Raw genomic sequence first — 12910 nt, forward strand, 5'->3', positions numbered from 1 at the left:
ATAGAAAACTATTACAAAGCCGACCGCGATTTGCTATCTGTGCGAATGGACATTAATTGGACAAATAAATCCGTCCTCGTCACCGGTGGTGCGGGCTTTATCGGCTCGTTCCTCACTGAGGAACTAGTCGATCGAGGCGCGGACGTAGTTGTCGCGGATAACCTCTCACGTGGCGGGTTAGAGAAGATCGAACACCTGCTCGACGATATCGAATTCCGGTCGCTGGACCTGACGACACACAAAGGCTGTGTCGAAGCGACGGAGGGCGTGGACTACGTCTTTCATCTCGCGGCCAGTGTGGGAGGCATCCATTACATCAAACGAGAGAATGTGAACGGCTTGACTCCGAGCGTGCTGATGAACCAGCACATGCTCGAAGCGGCCCGCATCAACGACGTGGACCGCTTCCTCTTCGCTTCGAGCGCCTGTATTTACCGCCAACAACACGACGACCTGAACCTATTCAGCGAGGATCAGGCGATCCCGGCGAACCCGCACAGCACGTACGGCTGGGCGAAAGTACTCGGCGAGGTAGCCTGTGACGCATACCAGACGGATACTGACCTGCAAACGAGCAGTGTCCGCATTTTCAACTGTTACGGGCCTCGAGAGAGCCTGGACCCAGACAGCAGTCACGTCATCCCGTCGCTCTGCCGGAAAGCTATCGAAGAACCACCCGGTGGGTCTATCGAACTGTTCGGTGATGGAACGCAGGAACGCGGGTTCATTCACGTGACGGATCTCGTCGAGGGGATGCTCGTCGCTATCGAACAGAAGGCCGACGGCGAACCGATCAACCTCGGCAACTCGAAGGAGGTCGTCAGCATGAACGAGCTCGCGGAGCAGATCATCGAGATATCGGGCAAAGATCTCTCGATCGAACACGACCTCTCGAAGCCGACCGGGACGGACAAGTACGCGTGCGACATGGCCAAGATGAAAGACGAACTCGACTGGGAACCCGAGGTATCGCTCGAAGATGGACTCCGCGAGGTCTACGAGTACGCGCAGACAGAACTCGATGCGGCAGCTCCCACCGCTACCGCCGACGGGGGTGAGCGGCAATGAGCGGGTGGTCCGGCGAACGCGTCCTCGTTACGGGTGGCGCTTCCTTCATCGGGAGCCACCTTGTCGAAGATCTCGTCGCAGAGGGAGCTGACGTCCGCGTTGCTGACGACCTCTCCAGCGGCGAACCGGAAAACCTCGCGGCTGTGGATGACGAGATCGAGATCGTAGAGGGCAATCTCAAACGGATGTCTTTCGCCGAGACGGCGACGGAAAACATCGATACCGTCTTCCACCTCGCTGCGGACCACGGCGGACGCGGATATATCTCGAACTACCCCGCTAACTGCGCCACGAACATGGCGCTCGACAACGTCGTCTACGAGGCGGCGGCACAGAACGGCGTCGAACGGATCACGTTCGCCTCGAGTGCCTGCACCTATCCGACGGATATCCAGCAGGAGAAGCAGCGTTTGAGCGAAGACATGGTCAGCTTCGACGAACGCGGCGGTGCGTACGCAGACGAAGTCTACGGATGGGCCAAACTCATGGGCGAGCGTTCGTTGCGGGCCTATCACGAGCAATACGACATCGATGCGAGTATGGTGCGTATCTTCACTGCCTACGGGCCTCGCGAGAACGAGACGCACGCGATCGTCGCACTCATGGCCAAGGCGTACGCTGAACAGGACCCCTATCAGATCTGGGGTGACGGCGAACAGACCCGTAACTTCACCTACGTAAAGGACATCACTCGGGCGCTCCGCCTCGCATCGGAGAACATCACCGATGCGACGCCGGTCAATGCCGGAATCCGCGATTACATCACTATCAACGAGGTGGCCGATGCCATCTTCGACAGGCTGGACTGGCATCCTGACGAGATCAATCACATGACGGACAAGCCGGTCGGCGTCCGTCACCGCGCCGCAGATACGACGCGCGCGGAGGAACTCCTCGGCTGGGAACCGCAGTATTCCCTCGAAGAGGGGATTGAGGCGACTCTCGACTGGTACGTGGAGAATCGCAACAAAGAGTACGTTCAGGAGAACCTCGAAACGTTACTTCACGAGCGGTAATTCCCGCTCACTCGTATCTATGTCTTCGCAGGAGAAAGAGTACGTTCTCGTTACGGAGTACTTTCACCCCGAGACGGCATCGACCGGCCAGCTCATGACTGATCTCGCCGTCGGGCTGCAGGAGCGTGGCCTCGATATGACCGTCTATACTGGGCAGCCGAACTACCACAGCGGCGACAACGAAAAACAGCCGCCGATATCGACGCACGAAGGAGTACTGGTCAAACGGATCCGGGCGCCGCAGGTCCGCCAGTCGTCGTTCGTCAGACGTGGATTCAACTGGGTGGTGTTCACAGCGTGGATGTTCTTCGCTCTGCTTCTCTCCCAGCCACGCCGTGAGCGAGAGGTCGTGTTCGTTTCCAACCCACCGTTTTTACCCGTTGCCATGTGGCTCGTCTGCACACTTCGGGGGTGGGATTACACGTACATCGTCTACGATCTGTATCCCGATTTCACCGTCGAAACGGGATACTTCTCCGAAGGAGGGGCAGTTCACACTCTGTGGAGTACGCTCAACGAGTACGCTTTCGGGGGAGCGAAACACGTCGTCGCACTTGGCCCCGTCATGCGAGAACGGATCGCGAAGTCCGCTGGGCCGGACTTCGATCCGTCGAAGATCGCTATCATTCACAACTGGGAAGACGAGAACTTCATCGAGCCGCGAGCGAAGTCGAACAACTGGTTCAGCCAGGAACACGACCTGGTCGATACATTCACCCTTCTCTACTCGGGGAACATCGGCGAGAATCACGACCTCGAAACTGTAGTTGAGGCGGCGGCGCGTCTCGACGAGACAGACGACGTCACGCTTCTCATCATCGGTGAAGGTGACAAAAAAGCGGATATCGTCTCACTGGCCGAGCGGCACGGCTTACGTGGGTCACGGATCAAATTCCTCCCGTATCAGCCACTCGACGATCTCCCGTATTCGCTCACCGCTGGGGACGTATCGATCGTCACTGTTCAGGAGGGGATGGAAGGAGTGTGTGTCTCCAGTAAGCTGTATACGGCTCTTGCGGCCGGGCAACCAATCCTCGTCATCTCACAGGAACACGACGACGAAGCCCGGATCGTCGATGCCTGTGATGCGGGGATTCAGGCGGCACAAGGAGACAGCGACGCTGTTGTCTCGGCGATCCGAACCTGGACGGCTGACTTGTCTCTCGTCGACGACCAGGGAACGAATGCGAGAGAAGCGTTCGAATCGTATTTCACGGAGGATCACTCTGTCGACAGATACTACGCGTTGCTCGACGACAGTCAGTCGGTCGAACCGGATCCGATCACACAGGAATCGTTGATCGAGTCGTAGCTACAGAACGCGCGAAACGACTCGGTCACGGTAATTCGAGTTTGGAACGGACGGGCGAAACAAACTGCTATTGGGGGCTTATTTATACGTGGCTGCGGCAATTTCATTACGACCTTCGGAGTCGCGAAACAGATGAGTCTGAACCGTCGTCAACGCTTCGTCCACGGAAACCTCGCCTGGATGCTCGCCACAGCGTTCGCACTCGCACTTCTCGACGCCCTCACGCTCGAGCTGTTCTTCGTCGTCTCGCTCGTCGGCTTCCTCGTGACGATCGAACTCGTAACCCCAGTGGCAGTCACGCCGCACTGGCGCCGACGCCTCCGCTGGCTCGTCGCCCTCGGGCTACTCGTCTTCGGTTATATCGCCGTCCGCAGGATCCTCGCGATCCTGCCGCCGGGGGTGATCTAGATGGCACCGCCGTGGCGGAACATCTCTCACCCTCGTGTGCTCGCCATCTCCCTCGCGCTCGTTCTCACAGTAACGCTCCTCTACGGCGGGATCACGTCGACCACGGCGTTCGGCGCCTACAACTCGGCGTGGGACGGTGCAGCCGATCTCAGAGACCTCACAAACCAGGGCGATGGCGAGACGGTCTTCGTCCGGAACACGCGCGCCTACGCAGATCACTCGCCGAACGAGTCGGTCAGTTTCGTCCTCTCGCCCGACGGCTCGTACGACACGCGGGACGCCCAGCGCGTCGAGTCGTTCGTCCGTGCCGGAGGCACGCTCGTCGTCGCCGAAGACTTCGGTCCCGGGTCGAACGCGCTTCTCGCTGACGTCGGCGCACAGGCGCGTTTCGGTGGCGGTCTGCTCCGTGACGAACACCGTTACGACGTTACGCCGACGTTCCCGCTCGCTAACAACCTCACCGAACACCCTTACACTGCTGACGTCGATCGGCTGACGCTCAATCGCGGAACCCCGGTCGAGCCCGGAAACGCGACCGTCCTCGCGACGACGACGAACTACAGCTACGTCGACGCGAACCAGAACGGGGGACTCGACGACAGCGAGACGATGCAGCAGTACCCGGTCGCCACGGTCGAGCAGCTCGGCGGCGGTGAAGTGGTCGCCGTCGGCGACCCGAGTCTGTTCATCAACGCGATGCTCGAACGGCCGGGCAACCGGCAGTTCGCCCGCAACCTGCTCGCCGCGCACAGCGTTCGACTCGTCGATACCTCCCACCTCGATACGCTACCACCGCTCGTCCGCGCGCAGTTCGTACTACGAGACACACCAGTCTTGCAGACCGCTGTCGGTTTCTCGCTGGTCGTCCTCGTCGTGTACCTGAGCCAAGCGGCGAGCCTGGCAAGTGCGCTTCGGCGGCGACTCACTCCTGGCCGGCCCGCGACCGACCTCGATCGAACCGCGCTACCCGAGCGGCTGGAGGGCGCCGATCGATCGGCACTCGAAGCGTGGATCCGCGAGCGCCACCCCGACTGGGACCCCGAGCGCGTGGTGCGAGTGACGGACAGCGTTATCAACGAGACAGCGGAAGGAGGAACCGATGACTGACCCGTCGGAGCTGTACGCCGACGTCGAAGCCGAGATCGGGACGCTCCTCATCGGCATGGAAGAGCAGATCGAGTTGCTGACGATCGCGGCGCTGACTCGCGGTCACGTCCTCCTGGAGGGCGTTCCGGGGGTCGCGAAGACGTCACTGGCCAACGTCTTCGCGACGGCGACCGGCCTGGACTACAACCGCATCCAGATGACGCCCGACACGCTCCCGGCCGACATCACGGGCACGAAGGTCTATCGCGAACAGACGGGCCACTTCGAGGCCCAGCGCGGCCCCGTCTTCGCCAACGTCGTCGTCGCCGACGAGATCAACCGCGCGACGCCGAAGACACAGTCGGCGCTCCTCGAAGCCATGGAGGAGAATCAGGTGACCATCGAGGGCGACACCTATCCGCTCCCAGAGATGTTCATGGTCGTTGCGACGCAGAATCCGATCGAAATGGAGGGGGTGTTCGAACTCCCGGAAGCCCAGCGCGATCGCTTCCAGGTAAAGGTTATGGTCAACCTCCCCTCCCGCGACGACGAACTCTCGCTCATCGAGCGGTTCCACGACGATCCGACGCTGACGCCGGACGACGTCGAACAGGTCGTCGGTCGCGCGGACCTCCAGCGGGCGCGCGAGATCGTCGCCGACATCCACGTCGACGAGAGCGTCGAGGAGTACATCGTCGACGTCGTCGGCGCGACGCGCGACCACCCGGACGTCTCCCACGGGGCCTCGCCGCGCGCGACGCTCGCGTTCCTCAACACCGCGAAGGCCCGCGCGGCCATCGCCGGGCGCGACTACGTCATCCCCGACGACGTGAAGGCGATGGCGGAACCTATCCTCGTCCACCGACTCATCCTGAGCACCGAGGCGGAACTCGGCGAGGCCGACCGCGCGGCGATCGTCGATGACGTGCTGGACTCCGTCGTCCCCCCTGGCGGGGAGCAGTCGGCCGCGGAAGCAGAACCCGTCGAACAGGACTGAACTCCCCTCTTCCTTACTGCCGTACACGGGCGACAGCCACGATCCAGAGGCTGTCTTGTGTTCGTCTCCGTACGACCTGGACTCGTCGGCACTGAATCGTCCTCTGGTACCACAGAAGCGGTCATACCCCTTAACTCACCGGAACGTCTGCTCGTCTGGCCGGCCCGCAATTGTACTCACACTGGACTAGATCACTGCGCCCGAGTGTGGAGTCTCTAATCCGTAAGGTGTGTCTCCGTAGAATCGCCGCCGCTTACACGTCGTCGGTCGCCGACACGCCGTCGCTCCACCGGACGGTGAGCAGGTGCGCGTCGCGGCCCTCCTCGACGGCGTCGACCTCGACGGTCACGGCCTCGTCCAGCGCGCGAGCGAGCGCGACGGCGTACAGCGAGACGGCGGGGTTGTCGAAGCGGTCGGCGGGCCCGTAGACCGTTTCGTTGAGGCCGACCGTGAGCCGCCCCGTCTCGCTCGCGTCGACGCGCGTCCGGTCGAGCAGTTCGAACTGCTCGACGAGGGCGTCGCCCACCTGCTCGGCCAGCGGGCCGGGCTGGCCCGGCGGCTGGCCGGGAAGTGCCTCCGTGAACGACTCGTAGAGGGGGCGACCCGTCGGCGCGAACGTCGCGCCGCGGCCCGCTTCGTCGCGGGGGACGACCAGCGACTCCGTCAGCGCGTCTCTGTCGGGCAACTCGTAATCCTCGTACTGCGGAACGTACAGCCGCACTCGTTCGCCCGCGTCGCCGACGGGCGCGTAGACGCGCTGCTCGGTGAGCCCGAGTTCGGCGACCAGCGCCGCGCGGTCGTCGGCCATCGTCTCGAACACGCCGCGACCGACGTCCGCGGCGACGAACCGCTCGGGCGTCAGGTAGAACGTGAGCAGGCCGCCGAACAGCCCGATCGAGCCGAGCACCAAGAGGACGTCCCGGAGGCTCGGTAACATCGCGGCCCAGGCCACGCCGATGAAGCCGAGCGCAGCCAGCCCGACCGCCGTGCGCCGGTACTGGGCCGTCCGCGCCCGCTCGTAGGTGGCCTGCAGTCGCCGGTTGCGCTCGCGTAGCCGCTCCAGTTCGACGATCAGTTCGTCCCGTGAGCGTTCGGTCAGATCGTCGGAAGCGGAAGGCGTCGTCGAGCCGTCCGAATCGTCGGCGGCCGCCAGCGCTCCATCGGTATCGCCGGCGTCTGTCGGCGTCCCGCTGGCCGCCAACTGCGACCTATCACGGCGACCGCTGTCGCTCGCGCGTCCGGTCGGGGGCTCGGCGCCGTCGCCGCGCACGTCGTCGCCGCTCATCTGTTCTCACCGAACTCGGAGAGGGCGATTAAATCCAGGGATACGAACCCCGCGGCGCTCGCGACCAGCACCGCGACCACCGCCACCCAGAGGACGTTCGTGAGGCTGTACGCCGCGGCGGCGACGGCGCCGACGAGCGCGAACGCTATGATCACTGCCAGCGGATCGCGCAACCGGTCGCCGGTGATCGTCGCCGTGAGCAGAAGCCCGCCCAGCGGGGCCAGGGGCAAGACTGTCGACGACCGGGGCGCCCCTTCGGGAACGAGCGCGACCGTCGCGACGACGCCGGCGACGAACACGGCGACGTTCGGCGAGACGAGCCAGGCGAGCGCGAGCGCGCCGGCCGCAGCGACGCCGGTGGCGCCCGCGACCAGCCAGAACGCGGCGCCGACCGCCACGAGGACGAGCGCGTCGACCCAAGAACGCCAGCGGCCGTCGGTCCAGCCGCGTTCTATCGTGTCCGCGCTCACTCGGTCACCGCCAGTTCGGGTGTTCGTTCGACTCATTGTTGTCTCACCGCTCGTCGGTCGGGTGCGTTCGCCAGGACGGTCGAGAGTCGATCGGCGGGGCCTACCTCGAACGCGGTCACGCCGGACAGCGTGGACAGGTCGCGGCGGAACTCCTCGAAGTCGAGGTACGCGTCGTAGGCCGCGTCGATGTCGTCGAGGCCGCCCGGTTCGAACAGCGCCGTCGGCGTCAGGAACACGAGCACCGGGCCGCGGTCGCTCGCTCGTTTGACGGTCTCCCGCAGTTCGGTCCGGCGCTCGTCGTCGGTGACGATCACGGTCCACTGAACACCGGCCATCCGCGGCGGTTCGGCGTCTACGGCGCGGAACAGCGGCCGGTCGCTGATCGCCCTGACGTACGCGTCCGGGCGGTCGAAGAAGGGGCCGAGCCGGGAGGCGAACGCCGATCCGTCGCCCGCGAGGCGCTGGCTGGTCGCTCGCACGCGCTCGGGGGCCGTCGGCGTCTGCGGTGCGCGGACACGGCCCGCGTTCCGGTCGCCGACCGCCTCGGATTCGGCGGCCCCGGTCGGCGTGACGGCGTTCAGATGTCGGCGGATCTGCCGCAGGTGCTCCATGTCGGCGCGCGGTTCGAACACGCCGGTGAGCCCCTCGTCGCCGACGGTCTGGCAGCCGACCCGCTCGGAGGACTCCTCGGCGTGGTCGACGAACGCGAGCGCGACGTGGCGGGCGTAGTCGAGGTTCGACTCGCCGGGCGATCCGTCGGCCGTCCCCGCGCGATGGTCGACGAACAGGTGCGTCTCGCGGTCGGTCTGGCTGGTGAACTCCCGGACGTGCGTCTCGTTGAGCCGAGCGGTCGCCTTCCAGTCGATCCGGCGGACGGCGTCGCCGGCGACGTACTTCCGGACCTCCGCCGGCTCCAGGCCCCGGCCGGCCTGCCCGCTCTCGTGGTCGCCGAAGCCCGCAGTGATGGGGTCGCCGCCCTCGCCGACGTGGACGGTCTGGGGCCGCCGCGCCTCGACGGTCACGGTCGGCCGCTCGGCGGAGGGTCGAAGCCGCTGTTCGAACAGCCCGAGCCGGTCGCGGGCCGTCACCGTCGGCGCCCCGAAACCGAACGTCCCGGCGACGGGCCAACTGAACTCGAACGTGCCCCGCGCTTCCGCCCCGCCCGGTTCCAGCCGCAGCGGTTCGACGCTCCCGTCGGCCGCGACGGGCGGATCCGCGTCCACGGTGAGCGCGAGCGAGCCCGCAGACTCCGCCCGCGCGGTGACAGTGAAATACGTCGCCGCGTCGGTTACCGTCCGCGCCGTCGAACAGCGCTGTGACACCTCTAGCGACGCCGCCGTTCCACGGAGCGCGACGAGAAAGCGGTACTGCTGGGCGAGCAGCCACGCACAGACGCCGCAGACGCCGACGAGCAGGGCAGGGCGGCCGATCGTGACCGCCCAGGCGCCGGCGACGACTGCGAGTGCCGCGAGCACCCAGAACCGCCTCGTGGGTCGCATCGGTTCGGTGCTCGGCGCCCGCGCAGTTCAGGATACCGGTGGACGTGCCCCGTCCGAACACCGTCGGCCGCCGAAACGTAATCCGCGCGAACCCGACGAACACCCTGTACGCGTTGCGATTTCGCCGCCGGTTGCAGTGTAAGCGGAACTGTTTTATCCACATGTTGACACCGTTCAGATCGGATTATGGTCGGTCGACACCGAGCGCTGGCCACACTCGGTCTCGCGCTCCTCGTCGTCGCCGGCGGGCTCCCGGCCTCCGGAGCTGTCGCCACCGCGACACAGCCGAGCGGCCCGTCGGCGTCCGGCGGATCCGACGGTCTCGGCGTCGATGCGGCGGCCACGTCGCTCGCCCTACAGGAGAACAACTCGACGCGCCAGCACGACAACCCCGCGAAGGTCTCCGAGAAGGGCGACCTAATCGGGGTCCGCCAGTGGCTGTCGAACCGGATGCTCGACCGGCTGTCGACCGGCGCCGTCGAACTCGACCAGGGCCAGTACGAGCAGGCGCGCTCGCTCGTGGGCGACGAGTACAACTCCCGTCTCGAGCAGTTCGTCGACGTGATCGGCGAGACCGAAAGCGAGAGCGACGACGACAGCGCCGACGCCTTCCAGCGGGCCCAGCGAAGCCAGCGCAACCTCACCGAGCGCGTCCAGCGCTACGAGCAGACCTACGACGATTACCAGGAGGCCGTCGCGGAGGGCGACGAGGCGGAAGCGCGCGAACACGCCCGGCAGCTCCAGCGGATCGCCTCGGACGTGCGACGGCTCAATCGGACCGTCGTCGGGCAGTACGAGACCCTCGAAAACCGGACCGGAACCGATCTGACGCCGGCGACCACGAGCATCGAGAACGTCACGGAGAACGTCACCGAGCGCCAGCAGCGCGTCGACGAGCGGCTGTTCACCGGGACGAACCTCACCGTTTCGGCCGACTCGACCACCATCTCATACACCGACCCGCTGGTCGCCACCGGGCGGCTCACCACGGAGAACGGCGACCCCGTCGCGGACCGCGAGATCCCCCTCCGGATCGCGAACAGGACGTACACCGCGGAGACCGACGGAGATGGCCGCTTCCGGGTCACGTACCGTCCGCGCACGATCCGGACCGACCGGTCGTCGCTCCGCGTCCGGTACGTCCCCGAGAACGCGTCGGAGTACCTCGCGTCCAACGACAGCGTCGCCGTCGACGTCGAACAGGTCGTGGCGACGCTGTCGGTCGAGCGCGCGACGGACGCGGCCGCGTTCGGCGACCGAGTCGACGCGACTGCTCGGCTCACAATCGGCGACCGGGAGATCCGTGGCGTCCCCATCCACGCCGCCGTCGGCGACACGCAACTCGGCCAGGCACTCACCGACAGGTCGGGGACCGCGGCGGTACGCGGTCGGCTCCCGGCCGGCGTTCCCGACGGGAATCGGTCGCTGACGCTCTCGGCGGGCGGGCCGAACGCGGCCGTCACCGCCGAACCCGTTTCACAGCCGGTGGTAGTGCGATCGACCCCGACGAACCTGACTGTCGCCGCCGCGCAGACGACGGGCGAGACCATCGCTGTCAACGGAACGCTGACGACGGCCGACGGGCTGGCAATCGACTCCCAGCCGGTCGAGGTCTCGGTCGGCGACGCCGTCACGGAGACAGTCCGGACGGGACCGAACGGTTCGTACGACCTCGCTGTCGACGGGGGCCAGCTCGGCGTGTCGGGCGGGGCGACCGTCTCCGTTCGAGCGCACTTCGGCGGGAACGGGACGAACCTCGAAGAAGCGAGCGCGACGACGACCGTCGCCTTCCGGAATCAGACCGGCGCCTCCGGTGCGCCCGAGACGCTCAGATCGCTGGTTTCGGACCGCCTTCCGTTCGGAGATGTCTCGCCCGCGGTGCTCGCCGGGCTGGCGGCGCTCGTCGTGTTGCTCGCCGTCCTCCTCGTGCTACGGCGGCGCTACGCTGGCGGGGACGGCGACGATCCGTCGGCGCCTCCCGCCGACCCGCCAGAACCGGACGACGACGCCGCGGCCGACGCGGATCCGGAAGCCGGGCCGGCGGCCGCGTCGGCGACCGACGGAGAGGGCCCATCCCCGGACGACGGGCTCGATTTCGCCCCCGCGGAATCCCTTCTCGCGGCGGGCGACCGGGCGGCGGCCGTCCGGTTCGCCTACCAGCACCTCCGCGGCCACGTGGCCGCCGACGTCGGTGCCGCCGACTCGGACACGCACTGGGAGTTCTACGAGCGCTGTCGCGCCGACGGGATGAACGGCGAGCGCCTCGACGCCGTCCGCGACCTCGTCGAAGCGTACGAGGCCGTCGAGTTCGGAGAGCATTCCACCGCTCCGGACGCGGACCGGCTGATCACGACCGTCGACCTGCGGTGGTCGTCCGCGTCGGACGACTGAACGCCGGCCGCGCTCTCCAGAGGCCCTCCGGACGAGTTTTGGACGAGGCAGTACCCGAACGGACGTCACGCGGAGAATGTAACGCGCAGTGTTTCGCTTGCCGACTGTTTCGTTACGTGTTCAGCGGCGTTTCGGTACGCGAGTTCCTGGACAGTAACGGCAGATCACAGTCTCGGTGGCGTGCTGGAGTTCTCGACGACGCGCGCTCGCCCGATTCTACGCCCGAACTGCGGTCGGCGCGGCGGAGCTACCGGTTCAGTCAGGCGGTGACGTTGATCCAGAGGTGCGTCTCGCGGTAGGCGTTGTCGATAGTCGGGCTGTCCGGCGCCGATCCGCGGTACAGCAGGAACAGCAGCCGCAGGTTCCTCCCTTCGAAAGTGGGCGTCACGGTCCGGTTAGTGTGCCACGTCTCGTTGTGGCCGAGCGTCTGGCCGAACGTCGACAGTCGCTCGGAGCGCAACACCGTCGTGGAGTTGTTCGACACCGCGACGCGCTGGAGCTGCGAGACGACGGTGTAGTCGGTCCGCTGGTGTTCCTCGTTGCCGATGCCGACGACGAGCGGGCGGCCCTCGCCCACCGTGAACTCGGTGGGGTAGTTGTCGGCGACCAGTTCGCCGTCGTCGGTCTCGGTCAGGAGGTAGAACTCACTGAACCGCTCGCCGTCCTGGGGGATCAGCACGGCGTATCCCACGCTGGAGGTGGCGAGGAGGACGCTCGCGACGAGCGCGACGTTCAGGACGGCGTCGGTCCGCGTCGCGGGCTCGAACAGCTCTGCACGGCCGACGGCGGCCCACTCGCGGTAGGGCACCCGGAAGCGCTCCTCCGGGGGTAGTTCCCACCGGCGATAGGCGGCGACGCCGATCGCGATGAGGGTGAACCCGCTGACGCTCGCGAGGGTCGGGACCAGCCGGATGCCCCACGGCGTGAAGTTGAGCACGAGGCCGACGAGCGGCGTGATCGCGATGCTCAGCCCGAACGAGAGCGCGACGCGTTCGAGTCCGTCGATGCCGCGGTCGGCGCCCGCGACCCCTTCCTCGTCGCCCTCGATCAGCAGCGGCGAGACGCTCCGTTCCGGGAAGAGCGCGGCGATGAACGCGTATCCGGGCACGAAGAGGACGAACGCGAGTCCGACGCCGATTCTGAGCGGCGTCTCGCGGACCACGGGCGCGAGCGCGGCGACGTCCGTCACGAGCACGACGGCCACGACCGCGGCGAGGTCCGCGGGGAGGTTTCCGACCCCCCAGCGCAGTCGTAGCACTGCGCGGGTCAGGGGACTGAGGTCCTCGTCGATTGCGGTCGGAGTTTCGTCCACGAGGTGAGGTAGTTCGGCTAGTGACAATAAATCTGGTTCTCGCGGTGACTCCTGCGCGTCTCCCGT

General features: G+C 66.2%; 11 protein-coding genes. 7 read left to right on the forward strand and 4 right to left on the reverse strand.

Annotated elements, in window-relative coordinates:
- Positions 1-39 precede the first annotated feature (39 nt).
- The 6 genes from PSC72_RS12135 (at position 40) to PSC72_RS12160 (ending at position 5887) form a co-directional block, all read left to right on the forward strand.
- Positions 40-1068 (forward strand): NAD-dependent epimerase/dehydratase family protein, encoded by a 1029-nt coding sequence (locus PSC72_RS12135; RefSeq protein WP_274326169.1) that lies wholly within the window; start codon positions 40-42, stop codon positions 1066-1068.
- Positions 1065-2084 (forward strand): NAD-dependent epimerase/dehydratase family protein, encoded by a 1020-nt coding sequence (locus PSC72_RS12140; RefSeq protein ID WP_274326134.1) that lies wholly within the window; start codon positions 1065-1067, stop codon positions 2082-2084. Before PSC72_RS12135 ends, PSC72_RS12140 begins: the two co-directional genes overlap by 4 nt.
- Before the next feature lie 19 nt (positions 2085-2103).
- Positions 2104-3396 carry a glycosyltransferase family 4 protein gene (locus tag PSC72_RS12145; protein ID WP_274326135.1) on the forward strand — a complete coding sequence of 431 codons (1293 nt, stop codon included), beginning with the start codon at positions 2104-2106 and terminating at the stop codon, positions 3394-3396.
- 132 nt (positions 3397-3528) lie between these two features.
- The gene (locus tag PSC72_RS12150; RefSeq protein ID WP_274326136.1) at positions 3529-3804 is read left to right on the forward strand and encodes a hypothetical protein; all 276 of its coding nucleotides are present in this window, start codon (positions 3529-3531) and stop codon (positions 3802-3804) included.
- Positions 3805-4911: a DUF4350 domain-containing protein gene (locus tag PSC72_RS12155; protein ID WP_274326137.1), complete on the forward strand. Its 1107-nt coding sequence runs from the start codon at positions 3805-3807 to the stop codon at positions 4909-4911.
- Positions 4904-5887, forward strand: a complete 984-nt coding sequence (locus PSC72_RS12160) for an AAA family ATPase (RefSeq protein WP_274326138.1) — start codon at positions 4904-4906, stop codon at positions 5885-5887. The genes PSC72_RS12155 and PSC72_RS12160 overlap by 8 nt, the downstream gene beginning before the upstream one ends.
- Before the next feature lie 253 nt (positions 5888-6140).
- Here the strand turns inward: PSC72_RS12160 and PSC72_RS12165 are convergent, their stop codons facing one another.
- Genes PSC72_RS12165 through PSC72_RS12175 form a run of 3 tightly spaced genes read right to left on the reverse strand, consistent with a single transcriptional unit; the run spans position 6141 to position 9141 of the window.
- Positions 6141-7172, reverse strand: a complete 1032-nt coding sequence (locus tag PSC72_RS12165) for a hypothetical protein (protein ID WP_274326139.1) — start codon at positions 7170-7172, stop codon at positions 6141-6143.
- Complete coding sequence (locus PSC72_RS12170) at positions 7169-7678, reverse strand: hypothetical protein (protein ID WP_274326140.1); 510 nt, start codon at positions 7676-7678, stop codon at positions 7169-7171. Before PSC72_RS12170 ends, PSC72_RS12165 begins: the two co-directional genes overlap by 4 nt.
- Positions 7675-9141 (reverse strand): DUF58 domain-containing protein, encoded by a 1467-nt coding sequence (locus PSC72_RS12175; RefSeq protein WP_274326141.1) that lies wholly within the window; start codon positions 9139-9141, stop codon positions 7675-7677. The genes PSC72_RS12170 and PSC72_RS12175 overlap by 4 nt, the downstream gene beginning before the upstream one ends.
- A gap of 186 nt (positions 9142-9327) precedes the next feature.
- Between PSC72_RS12175 and PSC72_RS12180 the strand changes: the two genes are divergently transcribed.
- Positions 9328-11532: a flagellar export protein FliJ gene (locus PSC72_RS12180; protein WP_274321686.1), complete on the forward strand. Its 2205-nt coding sequence runs from the start codon at positions 9328-9330 to the stop codon at positions 11530-11532.
- Positions 11533-11791: 259 nt separating this feature from the next.
- Here the strand turns inward: PSC72_RS12180 and PSC72_RS12185 are convergent, their stop codons facing one another.
- Positions 11792-12802, reverse strand: a complete 1011-nt coding sequence (locus PSC72_RS12185; RefSeq protein WP_274326170.1) for a DUF1616 domain-containing protein — start codon at positions 12800-12802, stop codon at positions 11792-11794.
- Positions 12803-12910: the final 108 nt, after the last annotated feature.

Origin of the sequence: Halosimplex aquaticum (genome assembly GCF_028747785.1) — an archaeon.
Lineage (GTDB): Archaea > Halobacteriota > Halobacteria > Halobacteriales > Haloarculaceae > Halosimplex > Halosimplex aquaticum.

Bases quoted from the DNA above. Each gene is read 5' to 3' on its own strand.
- PSC72_RS12140 (WP_274326134.1), top strand. From the start codon at position 1,065: ATGAGCGGGTGGTCCGGCGAACGCGTCCTCGTTACGGGTGGCGCTTCC.
- PSC72_RS12145 (WP_274326135.1), top strand. From the start codon at position 2,104: ATGTCTTCGCAGGAGAAAGAGTACGTTCTCGTTACGGAGTACTTTCAC.
- PSC72_RS12150 (WP_274326136.1), top strand. From the start codon at position 3,529: ATGAGTCTGAACCGTCGTCAACGCTTCGTCCACGGAAACCTCGCCTGG.
- PSC72_RS12155 (WP_274326137.1), top strand. From the start codon at position 3,805: ATGGCACCGCCGTGGCGGAACATCTCTCACCCTCGTGTGCTCGCCATC.
- PSC72_RS12160 (WP_274326138.1), top strand. From the start codon at position 4,904: ATGACTGACCCGTCGGAGCTGTACGCCGACGTCGAAGCCGAGATCGGG.
- PSC72_RS12165 (WP_274326139.1), bottom strand. From the start codon at position 7,172: ATGAGCGGCGACGACGTGCGCGGCGACGGCGCCGAGCCCCCGACCGGA.
- PSC72_RS12170 (WP_274326140.1), bottom strand. From the start codon at position 7,678: ATGAGTCGAACGAACACCCGAACTGGCGGTGACCGAGTGAGCGCGGAC.
- PSC72_RS12175 (WP_274326141.1), bottom strand. From the start codon at position 9,141: ATGCGACCCACGAGGCGGTTCTGGGTGCTCGCGGCACTCGCAGTCGTC.
- PSC72_RS12180 (WP_274321686.1), top strand. From the start codon at position 9,328: ATGGTCGGTCGACACCGAGCGCTGGCCACACTCGGTCTCGCGCTCCTC.